This window comes from Adhaeribacter terreus, assembly GCF_042657365.1.
Lineage (GTDB): Bacteria > Bacteroidota > Bacteroidia > Cytophagales > Hymenobacteraceae > Adhaeribacter_A > Adhaeribacter_A terreus.
Genome location: NZ_JBHSKT010000004.1, coordinates 256,899 through 274,141 on the forward strand (window position 1 = coordinate 256,899; position 17,243 = coordinate 274,141).

Genomic DNA, 17,243 nt, shown 5'->3' on the forward strand with positions numbered 1-17,243 from the left:
TTTCAAATTAAACGCCAAGTAAAAGTCTCATTGGATCTTCCAGCAATTCCTTCACGCGTACCAGGAAGCTCACCGACTCACGGCCATCGATTATTCTATGGTCATAAGAAAGGGCCAGGTACATCATTGGGCGGATCTCAACTTGTCCGTTAATGGCAACCGGGCGCTGCACGATGTTATGCATACCTAAGATTGCGGATTGCGGCGCGTTGATAATTGGCGTTGACATCATGGAGCCGAAGATACCACCGTTGGTGATGGTGAACGTACCGCCGGTCATTTCGTCGATGCCTAATTTACCGTCGCGGGCTCTTTTTGCTAAGCGTACTACTTCTTTTTCGATACCATCCAGGCTCAGTTGCTCGGCGTTGCGGATAACCGGAACTACCAGGCCTTTCGGCGAAGAAACGGCAATGGAAACATCGCAGAAATCGTTGAATACCATTTCACCGTTATCGATCATTGCATTTACCGCCGGCCATTCCTGCAAAGCAACAGTACAGGCTTTGGTGAAGAACGACATGAAGCCTAAACCAACTTCGTGTTTTTCTTTGAACTTGTCTTTGTACTTGTTCCGGATGTCCATGATCGGCTTCATATCTACCTCGTTGAAAGTAGTCAGCATGGCCGTTTCATTTTTCACCTGTACCAAACGACGCGCTACGGTTTTCCGCAGGCTGGTCATTTTCTCACGGCGCTGGTTGCGGCTTCCTGCTACAGCAGCTGGGGCAGCGGCCGGAGCTGAAGTTGCAGCAGGTTTTGCAGCGGCAGCCGGAGCAGCAGCTGGTTTGACTTGCGCGCCCATCGCATCTTCTTTGGTAATTCTGCCATCGCGGCCGGAACCTTGAACGTCGGCCGGGTTAATGCCTTTTTCAGAAAGGATTTTGCCAGCAGCTGGCGAAGGTGTTCCCGAAGCATAAGTTGCAGCGCCGGAAGTTGCCGCTTGCATTGGTTGCGTTTGCGCCGGAGTTGCCGGAGCACTTGGAGCAGCTGTAACGCCAGCTTGCGCGCCGGTCGTTTCAATTTTGCAGATAACGGCACCAATTTCAATCGTAGAACCTTCCGGAGCAACAATTCTTAAAATACCGGCTGCTTCCGCTGGCAATTCGAAGGTAGCTTTATCAGATTCCAGTTCGCATAAAACTTCGTCCATAGCAACCTGATCGCCGTCATTTTTCAGCCATTTGGAAATGGTAACTTCGGTGATGGATTCTCCTACGGCCGGGATCTTGATCTCTTTTACGCCGCCGCCAGTTGCCGGAGCAGAAGCGGGTGTTTGTGGCTGGTTTTGCGCACCTGAAGATGGTGTAGCTTCCGCTACCGGCGTGCTTTGCGGATCGGAAACTGTTTTGGTTTCGGTTGGGGCGGCAGAAGTTGCAGCACCATTACCTTCAATACGGCACAGTACGCCACCAATTTCTACGGTATCGCCTTCCTGGGCTACAATTCTTAAAATACCGGAAGCTTCGGCTGGTAATTCAAACGTTGCTTTGTCTGATTCCAGTTCGCAGATGATCTCGTCCATTGCAACCTGGTCGCCGTCTTTTTTCAGCCACTTGGCTATGGTTACTTCGGAAATCGATTCGCCGACAACCGGTACTTTTACTTCTAATGACATATATTTTGCTTTAGAATTAATTCGTTTCTATTTGCTGAAAACCTTCGGAAAACGCTATACTTTTTGAGGTAAAAACCATAGCGTTTCCTTCGGGAAATATTCTTTGAAATTACAGAGCGAACGCGCGTTCTACGATTTCCTTTTGCTCTTTCTGGTGTACTTTATTATAGCCGGTAGCCGGAGAAGAACTTGCTTTACGGGAGATCACATCTACCACTTCAGAACGCATCGCATTCAGGATGTACATCCAGCCGCCCATGTTTTGTGGTTCTTCCTGTACCCAATACACTTTCGCACCTTTGTATTTGCTTAACTCAGTAGCTAATTGCGTTTTCGGGAACGGATGCAGCTGCTCCATACGCACGATGGCTACGTCTTTGCGCTTGTTTTTCTGTTGTTCCTCCAATAAATCGAAGTACACTTTTCCGGTGCAAAGCAATACCGTTTTCACCGATTTCGCAGTAGCAAAATCATCGCCGATCACTTCGCGGAAACTGCCTTTGGTAAACTCTTCAACTTTAGAAGAAACCAACGGATGGCGCAGCAACGATTTCGGCGACATGTTCACGCAAGGCTTGCGGAAAGGCAAAGCCAATTGGCGGCGCAGCATGTGGAAGAAGTTGGCCGGCGTGGTGATGTTCGTTACGAAAATGTTGTATTCGGCAGCAAGTTGCAGGAAGCGTTCCGGACGGGCGTTGGAGTGTTCCGGACCTTGTCCTTCGTAGCCGTGCGGTAACAGCATAACTACGCCGTTCATACGCTGCCATTTCGATTCGGTGGAAGTTACGAACTGGTCGATCATAACCTGCGCACCGTTGGCGAAATCTCCGAACTGCGCTTCCCAGATTACCAACGCATTCGGGTTGGCCATGGCGTAACCGAATTCGAATCCTAAAACGCCGTACTCAGAAAGCAGGGAGTTGTAGATATGCAGTTGCGCCTGTTTTTCGGCGATGTTGTTCAGGCTGTTGTATGGCGCACTGGTGTTGGCATCGTGGAAAACAGCGTGACGGTGCGAGAAGGTACCGCGCTGCACATCCTGACCGCTTAAACGCACAATTTTATTTTCCAGCAAGATAGAACCGTAAGCCAGTAATTCAGCGGCGGCCCAGTTCAGGGTTTTGCTGCCGAAGAACATATCCTGGCGGTCTTTCAGCAGCTTTTCGATCTGTTTCAGCGGTTTATAACCTTCCGGAACTACCGTTAAGGCCTTGCCAACTTTATCGATCACTTCCTGCGAAACCCCCGTTTCCGGCGATTTCTCGAAATCTTCCGGCTTGGAGCGGCGTAATTCCTGCCACTCTTTTTCCATGCTCTGGTAATTATATGGCAGCGGTTTTTGCTTTACCATATCCAGGCGGGCCTGCAGTGTATCGCGGAATTGTTTGTCCATCTCCTCGGCCAGTTTCGCATCGATCTCGCCGCGGTTGATCAGCGTTTCGTTGTAAACTTCGCGCGGGTTTTTGTGGCGGGAAATCAGGTTATAAAGCGAAGGCTGCGTGAATTTCGGTTCATCGGCTTCGTTGTGTCCGTGACGACGGTAGCAAACCATATCTACAAAGATATCGGCATGGAACATCTGGCGGTATTCGGTTGCCAGACGTACTGCGAAAACTACTGCTTCCGGATCGTCGCCGTTTACGTGCAGCACCGGGGCATCGATAATTTTCGCTAAGTCAGTTGAATAAATTGAGGTACGCGCATCTTCGAAATCGGTGGTGAAACCAACCTGGTTGTTAATTACAAAGTGCAGCGTACCGCCGGTTTTGTAACCTTCCAGCTGGCTCATCTGCGTTACTTCGTAGCCAATTCCCTGGCCGGCAACAGCCGCATCGCCGTGAATTAAGATCGGCAGAATTTTATTGTAATCTTTGCCATACATGGTATCGAGTTTCGCGCGAACGAAGCCTTCCACCACCGGGTTTACCGCCTCTAGGTGCGATGGGTTCGGAGCCAGTTTCAGATTAACTTTATAGCCTCTGGCAGTTTCAATTTCGGAGCTGTAACCCATGTGGTATTTCACGTCGCCATCGCCCATGGTCAGATCCGGAACGGCAGTGCCTTCAAATTCGGAGAAGATCTGCTCGTAGGTTTTACCCATGGTGTTCGCCAGCACGTTCAGACGTCCGCGGTGCGCCATGCCAATAACTACTTCCTCAACTCCCAGTTCAGCCCCTTTATCGATAATCGCATCCAAAGCCGGAATCGTAGTTTCGCCACCTTCCAATGAGAAGCGTTTCTGGCCTAAGAATTTGGTATGCAGGAAGTTTTCGAACACAACCGCTTCGTTCAGTTTAGAAAGAATGCGTTTTTTGTATTCGATGCCCGGGTTGAAGCTTAATGAATCTTTCTCGATCTTTTCCTGGATCCAGGCCAGCACTTTCGGGTCGCGGATGTACATGTACTCGAAACCGATAGTGCGCTCGTAGATTTTCTGTAGAGCAGCTACAATATCTTTTAAAGGAGCTGCGCCAATGCCGATCAAATTGCCAGCCTGGAAAGTTGTATTCAGATCGGCATCGGAAAGACCGAAATCTTTCAGATCGAGCATGGCGTGACGGTCTTTGCGTTCGCGAACCGGGTTGGTTTTAGAGCGTAAGTGGCCCCGCGAACGATAGGCTTGGATAAGCTGATAAACTTTAACTTCCTTATCGGAAACGGTTGGCGCGCCAGCGGCGGCACCTGGCTTGGCCGCTACAGCAGTTTCATGGCCATTTTCTGACGGGTAATTTTGCGAAAATTCGAAACCTTCGAAGAATTTGCGCCAGCCGAAATCTACGGCTTCCGGATCCTGCTGATAAGCTTTGTAGAGCTCATCGATGTAGGCTCCGTGGGCATTTGCGATATATGAATACTGATCCATGCGGAGTTGATTTGGTAAGTAGTTGAGGGCAAAGATACTAATTACCTATATTACTTTAAAATACATATTCGCATTAACAAATAAACCTGATAATCAACAAAATTAAAACCATACTATTTGAAAATTTCTTTCAAAACGGTATGGTTTTAAGACAAAAAAGTAAAGCCGCTTACAGACCTATGGCGCGGCGCTTTAAATGCTGAAATTCTTCATCGGTTAAAATTCCTTTTTCCCGCATCTGCACCAAACGTTCAATAGTGTCGAGGTCGTGATGAACCGGGTTGGTATTGGCCGCAGAACGATCGTAGAATTTGCGTTCGTCGAAGTATTCGTGCTTGTAGAAATCGGTTGGAATGGGCAGGTTGCTTTGCTCGGTTATTGGCGTTTGCTGTTTGTTCGGGTTGATCATGGTTTCGCGCAGCAACCTTTCGTACTCGGGCACCACGGCACCGCCGGCATAAAGCGGGTAACGCGGCAGGGTCATCTGGTCGAGGTGGTTTACGAAAACTTTATCACCTTCTTCCTGCAACCTCGCCGAACCGATAGGAACCAGCAAATGATGGTCCGGATTATCGTGGATCAGATCTTTATCGATCTCTACATCGAGGTAACGCACTTTCATCAGGGTTTCGTCTACGATCAGATCGTCAACCACGCCTAATTTCCGGCCGTCGGCGCCCATCACTTCCCAGCCGCGCACATCGAGGTTATCTTTGGCAACTTTAAAATTCTTCAGCGTTTTCAGCGGCGATAACGTGGAACCCGGATCGCCGGTAAAGTTAGTATCATCAGAGTATTGTGTGGTCATGTTTTTCGATTTTTCGATTGTTGGAGATTCAATGATTCGATCTTATTCTTGGTTGAAGCCGGCAGTTTTCAGGCGTAAAATCCTATCGTTTTTTACAACGGGAAATAGTTAATCTGTAAACTTCAGCGGAAACGAAGCCAGAAGATCAGGTGCGGTAAATGGGTTCTTCGTGGGTAATAAGCATGCCAACCGGCGCTTTTTCCAGGTTTTTATCCTGTTCGTATTGCGTGGTATCCTGAAAGAAGAATTTGTAAACCGCCCAGCCAATTAAAGCCAGCAGAATAAGCAATAAGATCCAGCCCCAGCCAGAGTTTTTTTTGCGTTCGATGTTGATCTCAGCCATAGTTTTATGTTGTGTATAGAAGCTGCGCCGCAAGTTTTTTGGTTTGAAAACGATAGGGTTTGCGACTGAAAAAGTACTGTTTCTACGGGGTAAAAGCGTTCGGGTTTTTGCCAGATTTGGAAATTTGAAGATTTGAAAATTTGAAGATGAGACCGGGTATTTTGGCTGATTAATCAAATTGCAAGCCCTTGCTTTTTTTGATTCCGCAAATCCCTTTTACCTTTATTAAAGATTTGGTTTGAGCCAGGATTCTTAACTTTTAAGTACACAATTGCGAATAACCATTTCCAAATCTTCAAATTTTCAAATTAATAGCATGCGCCGCCAGCCACTTCGTTTCGGACTTTATCCCTGGTTTCCTGAACACGGGTACACCTACATTCACCCCGCCAACCGCCGCGATTTTGAAGATATTCAGCCGGCCGGCAAAGTGTTCGAGTTGCTGGAAACTGCCAACGGCTGGCTGCTGCTTCGTTACCAAGACCGCCAATACAAAGTAAAACCCGAGCTTTTCACGGAAGTAGATCAGCCGCCTCTGCGCTATGGCGATTTCGTACGCGTGCAAAACCAACCCGAAATTCCGGATTACCCCGCCGAAGTAAACGATATATTCTGGAACGAACGCGAAGGCCGGGCTTACTACGGTCTGGTGATGCGCAAACGCAAACTACCAGGCATTTTTGGCGAAGAAGATCTGGTGAAAGTGTGACCCCACCCCGCCCCTCCCCTAATTCAGGGGGGGGAGATTTTTGTCTGAACACGATTTTCAGGATTTTTGAGATTTACAGGATTTCAATTGCCCATGGTTTTAGCCATGGGATTCTGCAATTTTTCCATTTCGGCTTTAGCCAAATTACACTTTCCCTCCTATTTATTATTTAAGCTGAAGCCAATTATCAGCTGCTGTGCTCCCCTGACTAATGCCAGGGGCAATTCAATTCTATAATTCTGATTTTACTAATCATAGTTCAAAGCAAAAACGCTATGGTTTTAAGCACAAAAAGTCAAAAAGAAGCAGAAACCAAAAGTTCCCCGCCTGGACAGTAGGGGTTAGGAGTGGTTGATTTCACGTTAGCCGATAAACCTGACAATCATTTAAATCCCATAAATCGTGTTCAGACAAAAACTCTTTTGAATTAACTTTTGGAGGCGTTAACAATTCCCTTAAACTTCGTATAAAACTGCAAACCGAAGTCTAAAAATTTCTGACCTGTGGAATACAAAGACTATTACAAAACCCTGGAAGTTTCGAAGACGGCCACCAAGGACGAAATCAAAAAATCGTATAAAAAACTGGCCCGAAAGTATCACCCGGATGTGAATCCGGGCAACCACGAAGCGGAAGAAAAATTCAAAGCCATTTCGGAAGCCTACGAAGTATTGGGCGACGATGAAAAACGCAAGAAATACGACCAACTCGGCGCCGACTGGAAACGCTACGAACAAGCCGGCGGCGGCGCAGGCGGTTTCGACTGGAGCCAATATGCGGGTGCAGGCGGACCGGGCGGCGGCAGATACACGCACTTTGAAGGCGACTTTGGCGGCGGCGATTTTTCAGATTTCTTCAGTTCAATTTTCGGCGGCATGGGCGGAGGTGGTGCACGTTCACAAGGCGGTCGCAGAAGCAGCATGGCTTTTAAAGGACAGGATCTAAGCGCGGAGTTGCAAATGCCTTTAGAGGAAGCATTCCGCGGCGGCAGCAAAACATTAACCGTGAATGGCAAAAACTTGCGCATCAACATCAAACCAGGCGTAGCGGACGGACAAACCATTCGCTTAAAAGGACAAGGCGGACCAGGCATGAATGGTGCTGAAAACGGCGATCTGTACATCACCTTCCGCATCAACCCCAATCCAAAATACACTCGCAAAGGCGACGACTTGTTCCTTGATGTTCCGGTGAGCATTTACAAAGCAGCTTTGGGCGGCGAAGAAATTGTAGATACGCTCAGCGGAAAGATCAAGATCAAGATTCAGCCCGAAACCCAGAACGGTAAAATGCTGCGCCTAAAGGGCAAAGGCTTCCCGGTTTACAACCACCCCGGTCAGCACGGCGATTTATATATAAAAACGATACTCCATTTACCAGAAAAACTCACGGAGAAAGAAAAGGAATTGTTCAGGCAACTGGTTGAACTTCGACCGAATTAATTGGTTTGTAAATTGGTTTTTCCGGCCAAACCCTAGCGTTTTCGAAAGTCTAAAATCTATTGTCTTACATCTAGCATCTAAATAATGAACTACATCGAAATAGAGAAATTTTGTACGCATCATGGGGTTCAGGTGACACTGGTGCGGGAATTTGCAGATTTTGGCTTAGTGCATTTGCAAGAACAGGAAAAGCAAGCATTTGTACCCGAAGAAGAAATCGAGAAATTGGAACGCATGATCCGGTTGCATTCGGAGCTGGGTATCAACAAGGAAGGTTTGGAAATTATTCTGAACATGCGCGACCAGTTGCTGAATCTGAATTCGGAGCTGGAAACTATAAAATACCGATTGAAGCAACTGGAAGAAGAGCAGAATCTACGGCTTTTCGGTTCGGAAGAGAATGTAGATGATCTATAAGAAATCATGTTTCCCATTCTAGATAATTTGAAAATAACCTCCGTTTCTAATAAAGAAAAAGCACAAGTTTCTTACCTGTGCTTTTTGCATTTTTATTTCCCGAATTTCGGATTAAACACTCATACTCAGATCTAACTTCAGCTGCTTCTCTACGCTGTTTTTAGTGGCGAAAAATAATGTAGCCGCAATCAGGAAAAATACCGATTCGATGATCAGCCATTGCGTGCCAAAATCTCCCAAAGCTCCTTCAGAGAAAATGGTAATGGTACGACTTAAAGCATAAAAACCCCAGAGCAGCATTAAAAATTGCAGGCCTTTGCGCGGCGCTTTTACGGCTAAATAAACCAGCGAAATCACCAGCGCCATTCCCACGCCGCCATACACGCCCCGGATCGAACTGTAGGCATCGGTGTTTTCGAGTTTTATTTGTACCAGATCCATTACGGCCTGCGGACTGGCAAACGCCATGAGGCTTACCGATACTAAACTGAAGGCCGAAAGCAGGATGAAACTTTTGGCGGCCAGCAGGCTTATTTTTTGCTTTTTCATTTTGTTTGGTTTAAAGTTCGTTGCAAATTTCCGGCGGCGCGCATTCAGAAACCTTGACAGAGATCAAGATTTTCGGAAGCTGGAAATTTTTGCGGATTTTTGCCACGTTTGTCGCCCGAAAGTAGTCTTGAAAGTACGTTTGCACCTGCCTTGCCTATGAAAAACCTGTTACGAATTTTCCTGTTGCTTTTTCCGCTGGTTTCGCTGGGCCAGGGCGCGTTTGTGAAGCAGATCGAGGGCATGAATGTGGGGCGGAATGTGCGGGTTTTTCAGACGCCGGACCAGGGAATTGCGGTTTTTTCCTTAGACAGCCTGCAACTTTACAAATTCAACAGCTGCGGTAATCCGGAATGGGCGAAGCAATATAAACTACCCATCGGGCCGTACATTGGCAGCGTTATTCAGACCCGAAACGGCGGTTTTGCGCTTTTGAACCGCATTCCGAACGGCAGTATTTATTATTCGGTGGTTACGATTTTAGATGCTAACGGGAATATTAGCTGGAGCAAAACGCTTGAAGACCCGGATTACAGTCAGTTTCCGTACACGATCAGCGAAGAAAGCAACGGCAATTTGATGATCCTGGCCAACGCCGCACCGCTGAACCAGCAACTGCACTACAACACCATTATCAAGCTCGATGCGAACGGCAATTTCCTCTGGAGCAAATTCTACAATTTCGGTCCGATCTGGGGCGGCGGACTTTTAACTTCCGATGGCGGCATTCTGGCGCGCATTGGCGGCGTACTTATCAAAACCGACCAGAGCGGAAACCAGGAATGGGTGAGCGATTTCCGGAATACGGTGAGTTACCTGGCGCCCATAGAAGTAACCGACGGCTACATTTTTACGGGCTTCAGCAGTACAAGTAAGGTGAGCCTTTACAAAATGAGCAAGACCGGGCAGCTGCTTTTGGGCGGCATGAAGGTTACGGATTTCAGTGGTAACCCGCCGCAGCTCTACAAAAAAAGCACCGGAAATTTCGCGGCCATTTTCAACAAATCCGTGTCCGGGTTTAATTACGCTACCGTGGTTGAGTTCGATAAAGACCTGAATATTGTGCGGCAAAATACGCTGGATAATTTAAAATCGGGAATTCCACTGCAGGGTTCGCACGTGGGTTTTTCCGACGAAAACCATACGCTTTTGGCTGGCCTTACCATTGGCAACGCGGCCGGTTCCACGCTGTTTTTCGCCAAAACCGACAATCGTTTCCGGACCGGCTGCGACACGACTTTGGCCATAAACCTCAGCACCGAACCGGTAACGCAAACCATGGTGCAGCCTTCGCAGGTACTTTCGCACACGTTCAGCATAGTGAATAAACCGGTGGTAGTGAAGCAAATTCCGAGCGTAACCAACACGCTTTGCAGCCGGGTGGCGCCCGTTAAAATCGACATCGGGAGGGACAGTATTTTGTGCGCCAATGCACCGCTGGCCTTGCGCGACCGGTCGGGCACGGCGCTGGCGTCTTACATTTGGAGCACCGGCGATACCACCGCCACCATTGCCGTAACCCAACCCGGAAAATACTGGCTCCGCGCCACGACTTCCTGCAACGGCCAAACGCTTTCCGATACCGTAACGGTAACCCGTATAAACTTCCCGAAACCCGCTTTAACGCAAGATACGGCGCTTTGCCAGAACTCCGAAGTGCTGATAAATGCCACGCTGCCGGGGGCCGTTTACCGCTGGCAAGACGGCTCAACCAACGCCATTTTCCGCGCCACCAAACCCGGAACTTACGAAGTGGACGTAACCTACCAAACCTGCCCCCAACGTTTTAGCGTGAAGATCGGCGATTACGAAAACCTGCTGCTGCCCAACATTTTCACCCCGAACAACGACAGCCGCAACGACACTTTCCGGCCCATGCAAATGTGCGGAATCGCCTCCGGAACGCTTAAAATATACAACCGCTGGGGACAGTTACTTTATGAAACTTCGGATATTGGAAAAGGCTGGAACGGTAGGGTAAACGGCGGGAAAAGTGCCGATGGGGTTTACTTTTACTTGGTAGAATACCGCGATTTTAACGGCCAGCTGAAAAGGAAAAAAGGTTGGGTTGAATTAGTGGGTGGTTAAGTTGAAAAACGCTAGGGTTTTGAGGGGAAAAAGTCTAAGCTTGTTCCGCCCGCTGCTTTACAACTTGCAAAATATTATTTTGAATATCCTGCATAATCCATCTGGCCCACCAGCTTGCATAAAAGTTGAATGTAGTGCTTAACGTGAAATGGCTGTACAAATGCAGCCGATAAGTATTTTCATTTAACTTTTCCAACTCATAAGTTCCGTCTAAAACATCGAAATAATCACCACCAATTACTACGTGTTCATCCATAGTAGTAGAAGGTATTTCATGCGGATTTGCTTTGATAGAAAACCGCATTTTTTTCTGGTGTTCGTATTCCTTTACTTCTTCGTGAAAAACTAAACCTTTATCGAAAATTGCTTCCCGGCTGGCCCCCACGCCTTCGTAATTTAATTCAGCTTTTAGTGGTCTTGGAAAACCTAAAGATTCTGTTAACCAACCTTTATCCTGCTCTTTCTGAATTTGCGGAACACGCGTTACGTTTCTCCAGATTGCTTCTTTATCAGCTTTTATATCTATGGAAGTATAGGCATCATACGTTCCGGGAATTGCGCCTACCATTTTTTCGATTGGAGCAATTAAAAATGGTAAAATAGCGAACAGCGAAACAAATAACTTTTTGTTTTTAGCTACTTTCTGTTTCTTTAATTCCGATCCTATTATTCCACCTACCGAAGCTGCGAGCAAATAGAAAGGCAGAACCATTAACCAGCAAGCCCAACCTTCAATTTTAAACGCAAGTGTAATCAGAAAAAATAAAAAAATTGGTAGCCAAGGCAGGAAGAAGACATACCATCTGTTTTGTAATTTCTTTACATCAGATAAATAGGTTGCGAGCATACCAACAAGCAATGGCCCGAAAAATAAAAAACCAACTGTCATTACGGAAAAGAGATCATTCCAGGCCTCTACTCCAAAAAAACCTCTGATTGCTAAAGCTACTATTACCGGAATACCGATAATTTTGAGCCACTTCTTAAATTGCTGATTCTCCATTTAATATTCACTCTTAACCGTGGTCTGTAGCGCACAGACCAACTTACTGTCTCCCATCCCGCAAGTTTAGCGCAGCCCAACTTGTGGGTTAACATTTGGTCAGTTTGCAACTGACCTTGCCTGAAAGGCAACCAAACCAGCAACAGAAAACGCTATGCTTTTGGAGCCAAAAAGTCGCAATGTTTCCGCCAGTTACAAACTGGCTAACTATTAAAAGTCACAAGTTGCGGCTGCGCCTAAACTTGCGACATGATTATGCAACATTCTTACTAAAAAACTTCCGGTTTCAGGTTATTTTCCATCCACATAATCCTGCAGATAGCTGTATTTCTCGGTCAGTTTTCCGTTTTTGGCGATGGTGGCGCGTTCAATGGTGCCGTCGTCTTCGCCTAACAAATACGGGAATACGTTGTCAATTAACTGGCGGCCGAAATCGCGGGAAGCGTTGCGGGGAAGTTCACAGGGCAGGTTATCTACGGCCATCACGGTAATGTTGCCTTGCTTGTTGTAAGGCGGCTCCAGGTGGCTGGTCCAGGGGTTGTAATCGAAGGCCGGGTCTGGAATGGTGGTAGAGCGTTTGGTGGTCGGGATAGAACCGTCTATGTCGCAGGTTACGTCAGCGATGGTGTTTATTTTGAAATCCGGCTCCTTCATTTCTTCCTCGGTGAAGAGTTTCGGCGCTTTCGGATCCCAGTAGGCGCAGGCAATCAGCAGATCGGTAACCTTGGTAAACTTATCGAAAGTGCTTTGGTATTCTTCGGGGTGCGCGTAAAAATCGGGACTGTCCCAAACCTTGCCGTCTTTGCGGGTATTGTAATCGGAAGAGTGCAGTTGCGCGTAAACCGGCTCGTTGAAGTTGTTGTAGAGGAAGTTGAACACGCTCACTTTTTTAATGCCCATCATGTCGAGCACTTCCATGGCGCCTTTGGCTACGCGGCCGCCGCCGGTAACCGCAATTTTAATGGACGGAAGCGTTTTCACCTTAAAGAATTCTTCCTCCATGTCTTCCATATCCACGCACTGGTGCGCCGGTTTCAGGTCGAATAAGCTCCACTTTTTGCCGTAGGTCAGAATGCCGTTATATGCGCCCACAATGCCTGCCCAATGCCCGAAAGCCACAATGCGGTTGCCGTTTTTATCGGTAAGCGTTTCGTAATCTACCAGCGTGATGTTCTTCTCCAAAATGGCCTGCAAAAGTTTGCGGTTATACGGCTGTTTCTTAATGGTATGCGAAAAGAACAGGTACGTTTTATTTGGAATAAGCTGGTCAACAGGAACTTCCTTCACGCCCATAATAATATCGCAATCCGAAAGATCTTCCTGCAACGTAAGGCCGAGCTGAGTATATTCCTGGTCTTTAAAACACCGGATCGGGCTGGGCTGCACCGCAATTTCCGTTTCCGGATACGCTTGCAACGTTTCCTGGCATTTTTTAGGGGTAAGCGGTACGCGTTTATCTACCGGAACTTTTCCTTCTCTTACAATACCGATCTTATGCTTGGTCATGGTGGGGGCAGGTTGGGTTATGGGTGGTAAATTTAAGAAAAATTTTACCCCACCCCAGCCCTCCCCTAAAAACAGGGGAGGGAGTTTTTTTGTCTGAACACGATTTTTGGGATTTAAGGGATTTACAGGGTTTTCGGCTAACGTGAAATCAACCACCCCCAACCCCTCCTGTCCAAGCAGGGGCTTTTTTCTGCCGTGCTGAATATGAATGGCAGCGGTTCTTAGGTTATTCCTGTAGGGACAGGGCTTGACCTGTCCACACGCATTCCTGAAAAAAAAACGCTATGCTTTCGAGCCTAAAAAGTCAGAAGAGCAAATTCATTGCCGTCTGCTTCAGCTGACGGAAAAGCTCCCCGCTTGGACAGGAGGGGTTGGGGTGGTTGACTTCACGTTAGCCGATAAAAAGTCCTCCCCTGTTTTTAGGAGAGGATTTAGGTGGGGTAAAACGCTATGCCTTCAGGCCTGAAAACTCAAAAATGCAGCTTCATAAGTTCCTCGGCTAACGCCCGGGATGACGCAATAATTTAGAAGACCAAAAACCAGAAATAATGACAAAAATCAACTTCCCTTAAAAACGCCTTCCCTATTATTAAATCAAAATAAATAGCGTTACTTTTGCAGCGGAAATCCCTACGGTTCTGAAAAGATAAGTAGCTGACTTCTAAACCATAAACGCTACTCCCTTAAATCCTCTTTATATGATATTCAAAACCAAACCTGCAGATGTGTTCAAAGAGCGCCACAACGGCCCTACCAAGCAACAGATGCAGGAAATGCTGAAAACCATCGGCACCGACTCATTAGATACTTTAATCGACGAAACCATTCCGGCTGCTATTCGCCTGAAAAACCCGCTGAACATTCCGGCTGGTTTAACCGAGCGCGATTTCCTGCGCAAGTTCAGCGGCATTGCCAAGCAAAATAAGATCTTCAAATCGTATATCGGTTTAGGTTACCACGATACCATTATTCCTCCGGTTATTCAGCGCAACATTCTGGAAAACCCAGGCTGGTACACCGCTTACACGCCTTACCAGGCTGAAATTGCGCAGGGCCGTTTAGAGGCTTTGATCAATTACCAGACCATGGTAATGGACCTGACCGGCATGGAGATCGCCAACGCATCTTTGCTGGACGAAGGTACTGCTGCTGCCGAAGCGATGAATATGTTCCATGCGCACCGCAAAGGTTCCCGCAAAAACGCCAATAGCTTCTTCGTTTCGAACCAAGTGCTTCCACAAACCATCGATGTTCTGATGAGCCGCGCTACGCCGCTGGACATTAAACTGGTTATCGGTGATCACCGCGAAGCTAACCTGGCTGACGAAAACCTGTTCGGGGCAATCGTACAATATCCGGGTGCTGATGGTGAGATCTTCGACTATACCGATTTCATTTCGGAAGCGCACAAAAACGACATGTTCGTAGCCGTTGCGGCAGATATTTTAAGCTTAACCTTGCTGACTTCACCAGGCGAAATGGGTGCTGACGTTGCCGTTGGTACAACCCAGCGTTTCGGTGTTCCGATGGGCTTTGGTGGGCCGCACGCAGCATATTTTGCTACCCACGATTCTTTCAAACGCGTAATTCCGGGCCGTATCATTGGTCAGTCTATCGATGCGCAGGGTAAAAAAGCGTACCGCATGGCGCTGCAAACCCGCGAGCAGCACATCCGTCGTGAGAAAGCTACTTCTAACATTTGTACGGCGCAGGTTCTGCTGGCAGTTATCGCTGGTATGTATGCGACTTATCATGGTCCGCGCCGCCTGAAATACATAGGTCTGAACACGCACGCCCTGGCGCAAATGCTGAACGAGCAACTGAAAGGCTTAGGTTTTGAGCAGCTAAACGAGAATTATTTCGACACGCTGAACATTAAAGCGGAAAGCGCAGAAATGGTAAACGCTATCCGTAAAGAGGCAGAAAGTGCGCAGATCAACTTCCGTTACTTCGGCGAAAACCAGATCGGTATTTCCCTGCACCAGAACATGGATGTGGAAGATGTGAAAGACATCGTAGCGGTATTCGCGAAAGTTGCCGGCAAAAAAGCTTCTTCCGATAACCTGGAAATTTCTGACGAAACCAACATCTCCTGGCCAGAAAGCCTGATCCGTAAATCAGAATTCATGACTGCCGATGTGTTCAACTCGCACCATTCTGAGCACCAGATCCTGCGTTACATGAAGCACCTGGAGAACAAAGATTTCTCTTTAACGCACGGCATGATTCCTTTGGGTTCTTGCACCATGAAACTTAACGCTACGGCCGAAATGATGCCGGTTACCTGGCCGGAAATCGGGCAGTTGCACCCGTTCGCGCCAGCCGACCAAACGCAAGGTTACAAGCAGATCTTCTCTGATCTGGAAGCCTGGTTATGCGCGGCAACTGGTTTCGATGCGGTTTCTTTACAGCCAAATTCCGGTGCGCAAGGCGAATACGCTGGTTTAATGGTTATCCGTGCGTACCACGAATCACGCGGCGATTTCCACCGCAACATTGCTTTAATTCCTTCTTCTGCGCACGGCACCAACCCGGCATCGGCAGTTATGGCGGGCATGAAAGTGGTGATCGTGAAATGCGACGAAAAAGGTAACATCGACGTTGCCGATCTGAAAGCGAAAGCGGAACAATACAAAAACGAACTGAGCTGCTTAATGGTAACGTATCCGTCAACCCACGGCGTTTACGAAGAAAGCATCATCGAAATTTGCCAGATCATTCACGACAACGGTGGCCGCGTTTACATGGACGGTGCCAACATGAATGCGCAGGTAGGCTTAACTTCGCCAGCCAACATTGGCGCCGACGTTTGCCACCTGAACCTGCACAAAACGTTCTGTATTCCTCACGGCGGCGGCGGACCAGGCGTTGGCCCGATCGGTGTAGTAAAAGACTTAGCTCCTTATTTGCCAGGCCACTCCGTGGTAGATATGGGTCGTGAGAAAGCGATCAATGCGGTTTCTGCGGCACCTTGGGGTTCTGCTTCTATTCTGCCAATTTCTTATGCGTACATTGCCATGATGGGCGGCGAAGGCTTAACCGAAGCTACCAAAGTGGCTATCCTGAACGCGAACTACATCAAAGCCCGTTTAGAGAAACATTATCCGGTACTTTATGTAGGTAAAAACGGCCGTTGTGCCCACGAAATGATCTTAGACTGCCGTTCGTTCAAGAAATTTGGCGTTGAGGTAGAAGACATTGCCAAGCGTTTAATGGACTATGGTTACCACGCACCAACTGTTTCTTTCCCGGTAGCCGGCACATTAATGGTGGAGCCAACCGAATCGGAAGCCAAAGAAGAACTGGACCGTTTCTGCGACGCCATGATCGCGATCCGCAAGGAAATTGAAGAAGTAGAAAATGGTACGGCTGATCAGAAAAACAACGTACTGAAACACGCTCCGCACACTGCTGAATTAGCTTTAGCAGAAAACTGGGATCGTCCGTACAGCCGCGAAAAAGCTGTTTATCCGTATGAATTCAGCCGCACAAGCAAGTTCTGGCCAACAGTTTCCAGAATTGATTCTGCCTACGGCGACCGTAATCTGATCTGTTCTTGCACGCCGCTGGAAGCTTATGCGAATCCGGAAGTTGCGCAGACTGCTACGGGTATTGAATAATTAAATTGCTAAATAGCTTAATTGCTAAATGGTTAAAAGCCGCTTCGGGAATTCCGGAGCGGCTTTTTATTTACTGGCAGTTTTTCAGCTCAAAAGCATTCCGTTTTCAGGCGAATTAGCGCATTAATCCTTCAACAGTTTTTCGGCTTTAAAGCATAGCGTTTTGAAAAGACTGGCAAGCATTTGTGAAACTTAAAAACGCTATGCTTTTAATGCAAAAAACCCGAAGCAATGCTCCGGGCCTTTCAGCACTTTTATCTAAAAAATTAATACATTTTTA

At 47.5% G+C, this 17,243-nt stretch carries 12 protein-coding genes; 5 read left to right on the top strand and 7 right to left on the bottom strand.

Annotated features, from left to right (window positions below; all coding sequences use genetic code 11):
* Positions 1-7: 7 nt before the first annotated feature.
* From odhB to ACFPIB_RS08665, 4 genes are all read right to left on the bottom strand, one after another.
* Complete coding sequence (gene odhB, locus ACFPIB_RS08650; protein WP_378017040.1) at positions 8-1,618, bottom strand: 2-oxoglutarate dehydrogenase complex dihydrolipoyllysine-residue succinyltransferase; 1,611 nt, start codon at positions 1,616-1,618, stop codon at positions 8-10.
* Between the two features lie 109 nt (positions 1,619-1,727).
* Complete coding sequence (locus ACFPIB_RS08655) at positions 1,728-4,481, bottom strand: 2-oxoglutarate dehydrogenase E1 component (RefSeq protein ID WP_378017041.1); 2,754 nt, start codon at positions 4,479-4,481, stop codon at positions 1,728-1,730.
* Positions 4,482-4,650: 169 nt separating this feature from the next.
* Positions 4,651-5,289, bottom strand: coding sequence for a PRC-barrel domain-containing protein (locus ACFPIB_RS08660; RefSeq protein WP_378017042.1), 639 nt, complete (start codon positions 5,287-5,289; stop codon positions 4,651-4,653).
* Positions 5,290-5,434: 145 nt separating this feature from the next.
* Complete coding sequence (locus tag ACFPIB_RS08665; protein ID WP_378017043.1) at positions 5,435-5,632, bottom strand: hypothetical protein; 198 nt, start codon at positions 5,630-5,632, stop codon at positions 5,435-5,437.
* A gap of 316 nt (positions 5,633-5,948) precedes the next feature.
* Between ACFPIB_RS08665 and ACFPIB_RS08670 the strand changes: the two genes are divergently transcribed.
* From ACFPIB_RS08670 to ACFPIB_RS08680, 3 genes are all read left to right on the top strand, one after another.
* Positions 5,949-6,341, top strand: a complete 393-nt coding sequence (locus ACFPIB_RS08670) for a DUF6960 family protein (RefSeq protein WP_378017044.1) — start codon at positions 5,949-5,951, stop codon at positions 6,339-6,341.
* Positions 6,342-6,844: 503 nt separating this feature from the next.
* Complete coding sequence (locus ACFPIB_RS08675; protein ID WP_378017045.1) at positions 6,845-7,783, top strand: DnaJ C-terminal domain-containing protein; 939 nt, start codon at positions 6,845-6,847, stop codon at positions 7,781-7,783.
* Positions 7,784-7,867: 84 nt separating this feature from the next.
* Complete coding sequence (locus ACFPIB_RS08680) at positions 7,868-8,200, top strand: chaperone modulator CbpM (RefSeq protein WP_378017046.1); 333 nt, start codon at positions 7,868-7,870, stop codon at positions 8,198-8,200.
* A 111-nt stretch (positions 8,201-8,311) separates the two neighbouring features.
* Here ACFPIB_RS08680 and ACFPIB_RS08685 read toward each other — a convergent pair whose 3' ends face one another.
* Entirely contained in the window at positions 8,312-8,749 is a 438-nt protein-coding gene (locus ACFPIB_RS08685; protein WP_378017047.1) for a DUF4345 domain-containing protein, read from the bottom strand.
* A gap of 1,275 nt (positions 8,750-10,024) precedes the next feature.
* On the opposite strand from ACFPIB_RS08685, the gene ACFPIB_RS08690 reads away from it, so the two are divergent.
* On the top strand, positions 10,025-10,834 hold the full coding sequence (locus ACFPIB_RS08690; protein WP_378017212.1) for a gliding motility-associated C-terminal domain-containing protein: 810 nt from the start codon (positions 10,025-10,027) through the stop codon (positions 10,832-10,834).
* Positions 10,835-10,868: 34 nt separating this feature from the next.
* Here the strand turns inward: ACFPIB_RS08690 and ACFPIB_RS08695 are convergent, their stop codons facing one another.
* Positions 10,869-11,837, bottom strand: a complete 969-nt coding sequence (locus ACFPIB_RS08695) for an SRPBCC family protein (RefSeq protein ID WP_378017048.1) — start codon at positions 11,835-11,837, stop codon at positions 10,869-10,871.
* A gap of 291 nt (positions 11,838-12,128) precedes the next feature.
* Positions 12,129-13,343, bottom strand: a complete 1,215-nt coding sequence (locus ACFPIB_RS08700; protein WP_378017049.1) for an NAD(P)-dependent oxidoreductase — start codon at positions 13,341-13,343, stop codon at positions 12,129-12,131.
* A gap of 698 nt (positions 13,344-14,041) precedes the next feature.
* Here ACFPIB_RS08700 and gcvP point away from each other — a divergent pair.
* A complete protein-coding gene (gcvP, locus tag ACFPIB_RS08705) occupies positions 14,042-16,963 on the top strand; it encodes an aminomethyl-transferring glycine dehydrogenase (RefSeq protein ID WP_378017050.1) in 2,922 nt (973 codons plus the stop codon).
* The last annotated feature ends 280 nt before the right edge of the window (positions 16,964-17,243 follow it).

Excerpts from the sequence above, each read along its gene's own strand:
- odhB (WP_378017040.1), bottom strand. The coding sequence starts at position 1,618 with ATGTCATTAGAAGTAAAAGTACCGGTTGTCGGCGAATCGATTTCCGAA.
- ACFPIB_RS08655 (WP_378017041.1), bottom strand. The coding sequence starts at position 4,481 with ATGGATCAGTATTCATATATCGCAAATGCCCACGGAGCCTACATCGAT.
- ACFPIB_RS08660 (WP_378017042.1), bottom strand. The coding sequence starts at position 5,289 with ATGACCACACAATACTCTGATGATACTAACTTTACCGGCGATCCGGGT.
- ACFPIB_RS08665 (WP_378017043.1), bottom strand. The coding sequence starts at position 5,632 with ATGGCTGAGATCAACATCGAACGCAAAAAAAACTCTGGCTGGGGCTGG.
- ACFPIB_RS08670 (WP_378017044.1), top strand. The coding sequence starts at position 5,949 with ATGCGCCGCCAGCCACTTCGTTTCGGACTTTATCCCTGGTTTCCTGAA.
- ACFPIB_RS08680 (WP_378017046.1), top strand. The coding sequence starts at position 7,868 with ATGAACTACATCGAAATAGAGAAATTTTGTACGCATCATGGGGTTCAG.
- ACFPIB_RS08685 (WP_378017047.1), bottom strand. The coding sequence starts at position 8,749 with ATGAAAAAGCAAAAAATAAGCCTGCTGGCCGCCAAAAGTTTCATCCTG.
- ACFPIB_RS08690 (WP_378017212.1), top strand. The coding sequence starts at position 10,025 with ATGGTGCAGCCTTCGCAGGTACTTTCGCACACGTTCAGCATAGTGAAT.
- ACFPIB_RS08695 (WP_378017048.1), bottom strand. The coding sequence starts at position 11,837 with ATGGAGAATCAGCAATTTAAGAAGTGGCTCAAAATTATCGGTATTCCG.
- ACFPIB_RS08700 (WP_378017049.1), bottom strand. The coding sequence starts at position 13,343 with ATGACCAAGCATAAGATCGGTATTGTAAGAGAAGGAAAAGTTCCGGTA.
- gcvP (WP_378017050.1), top strand. The coding sequence starts at position 14,042 with ATGATATTCAAAACCAAACCTGCAGATGTGTTCAAAGAGCGCCACAAC.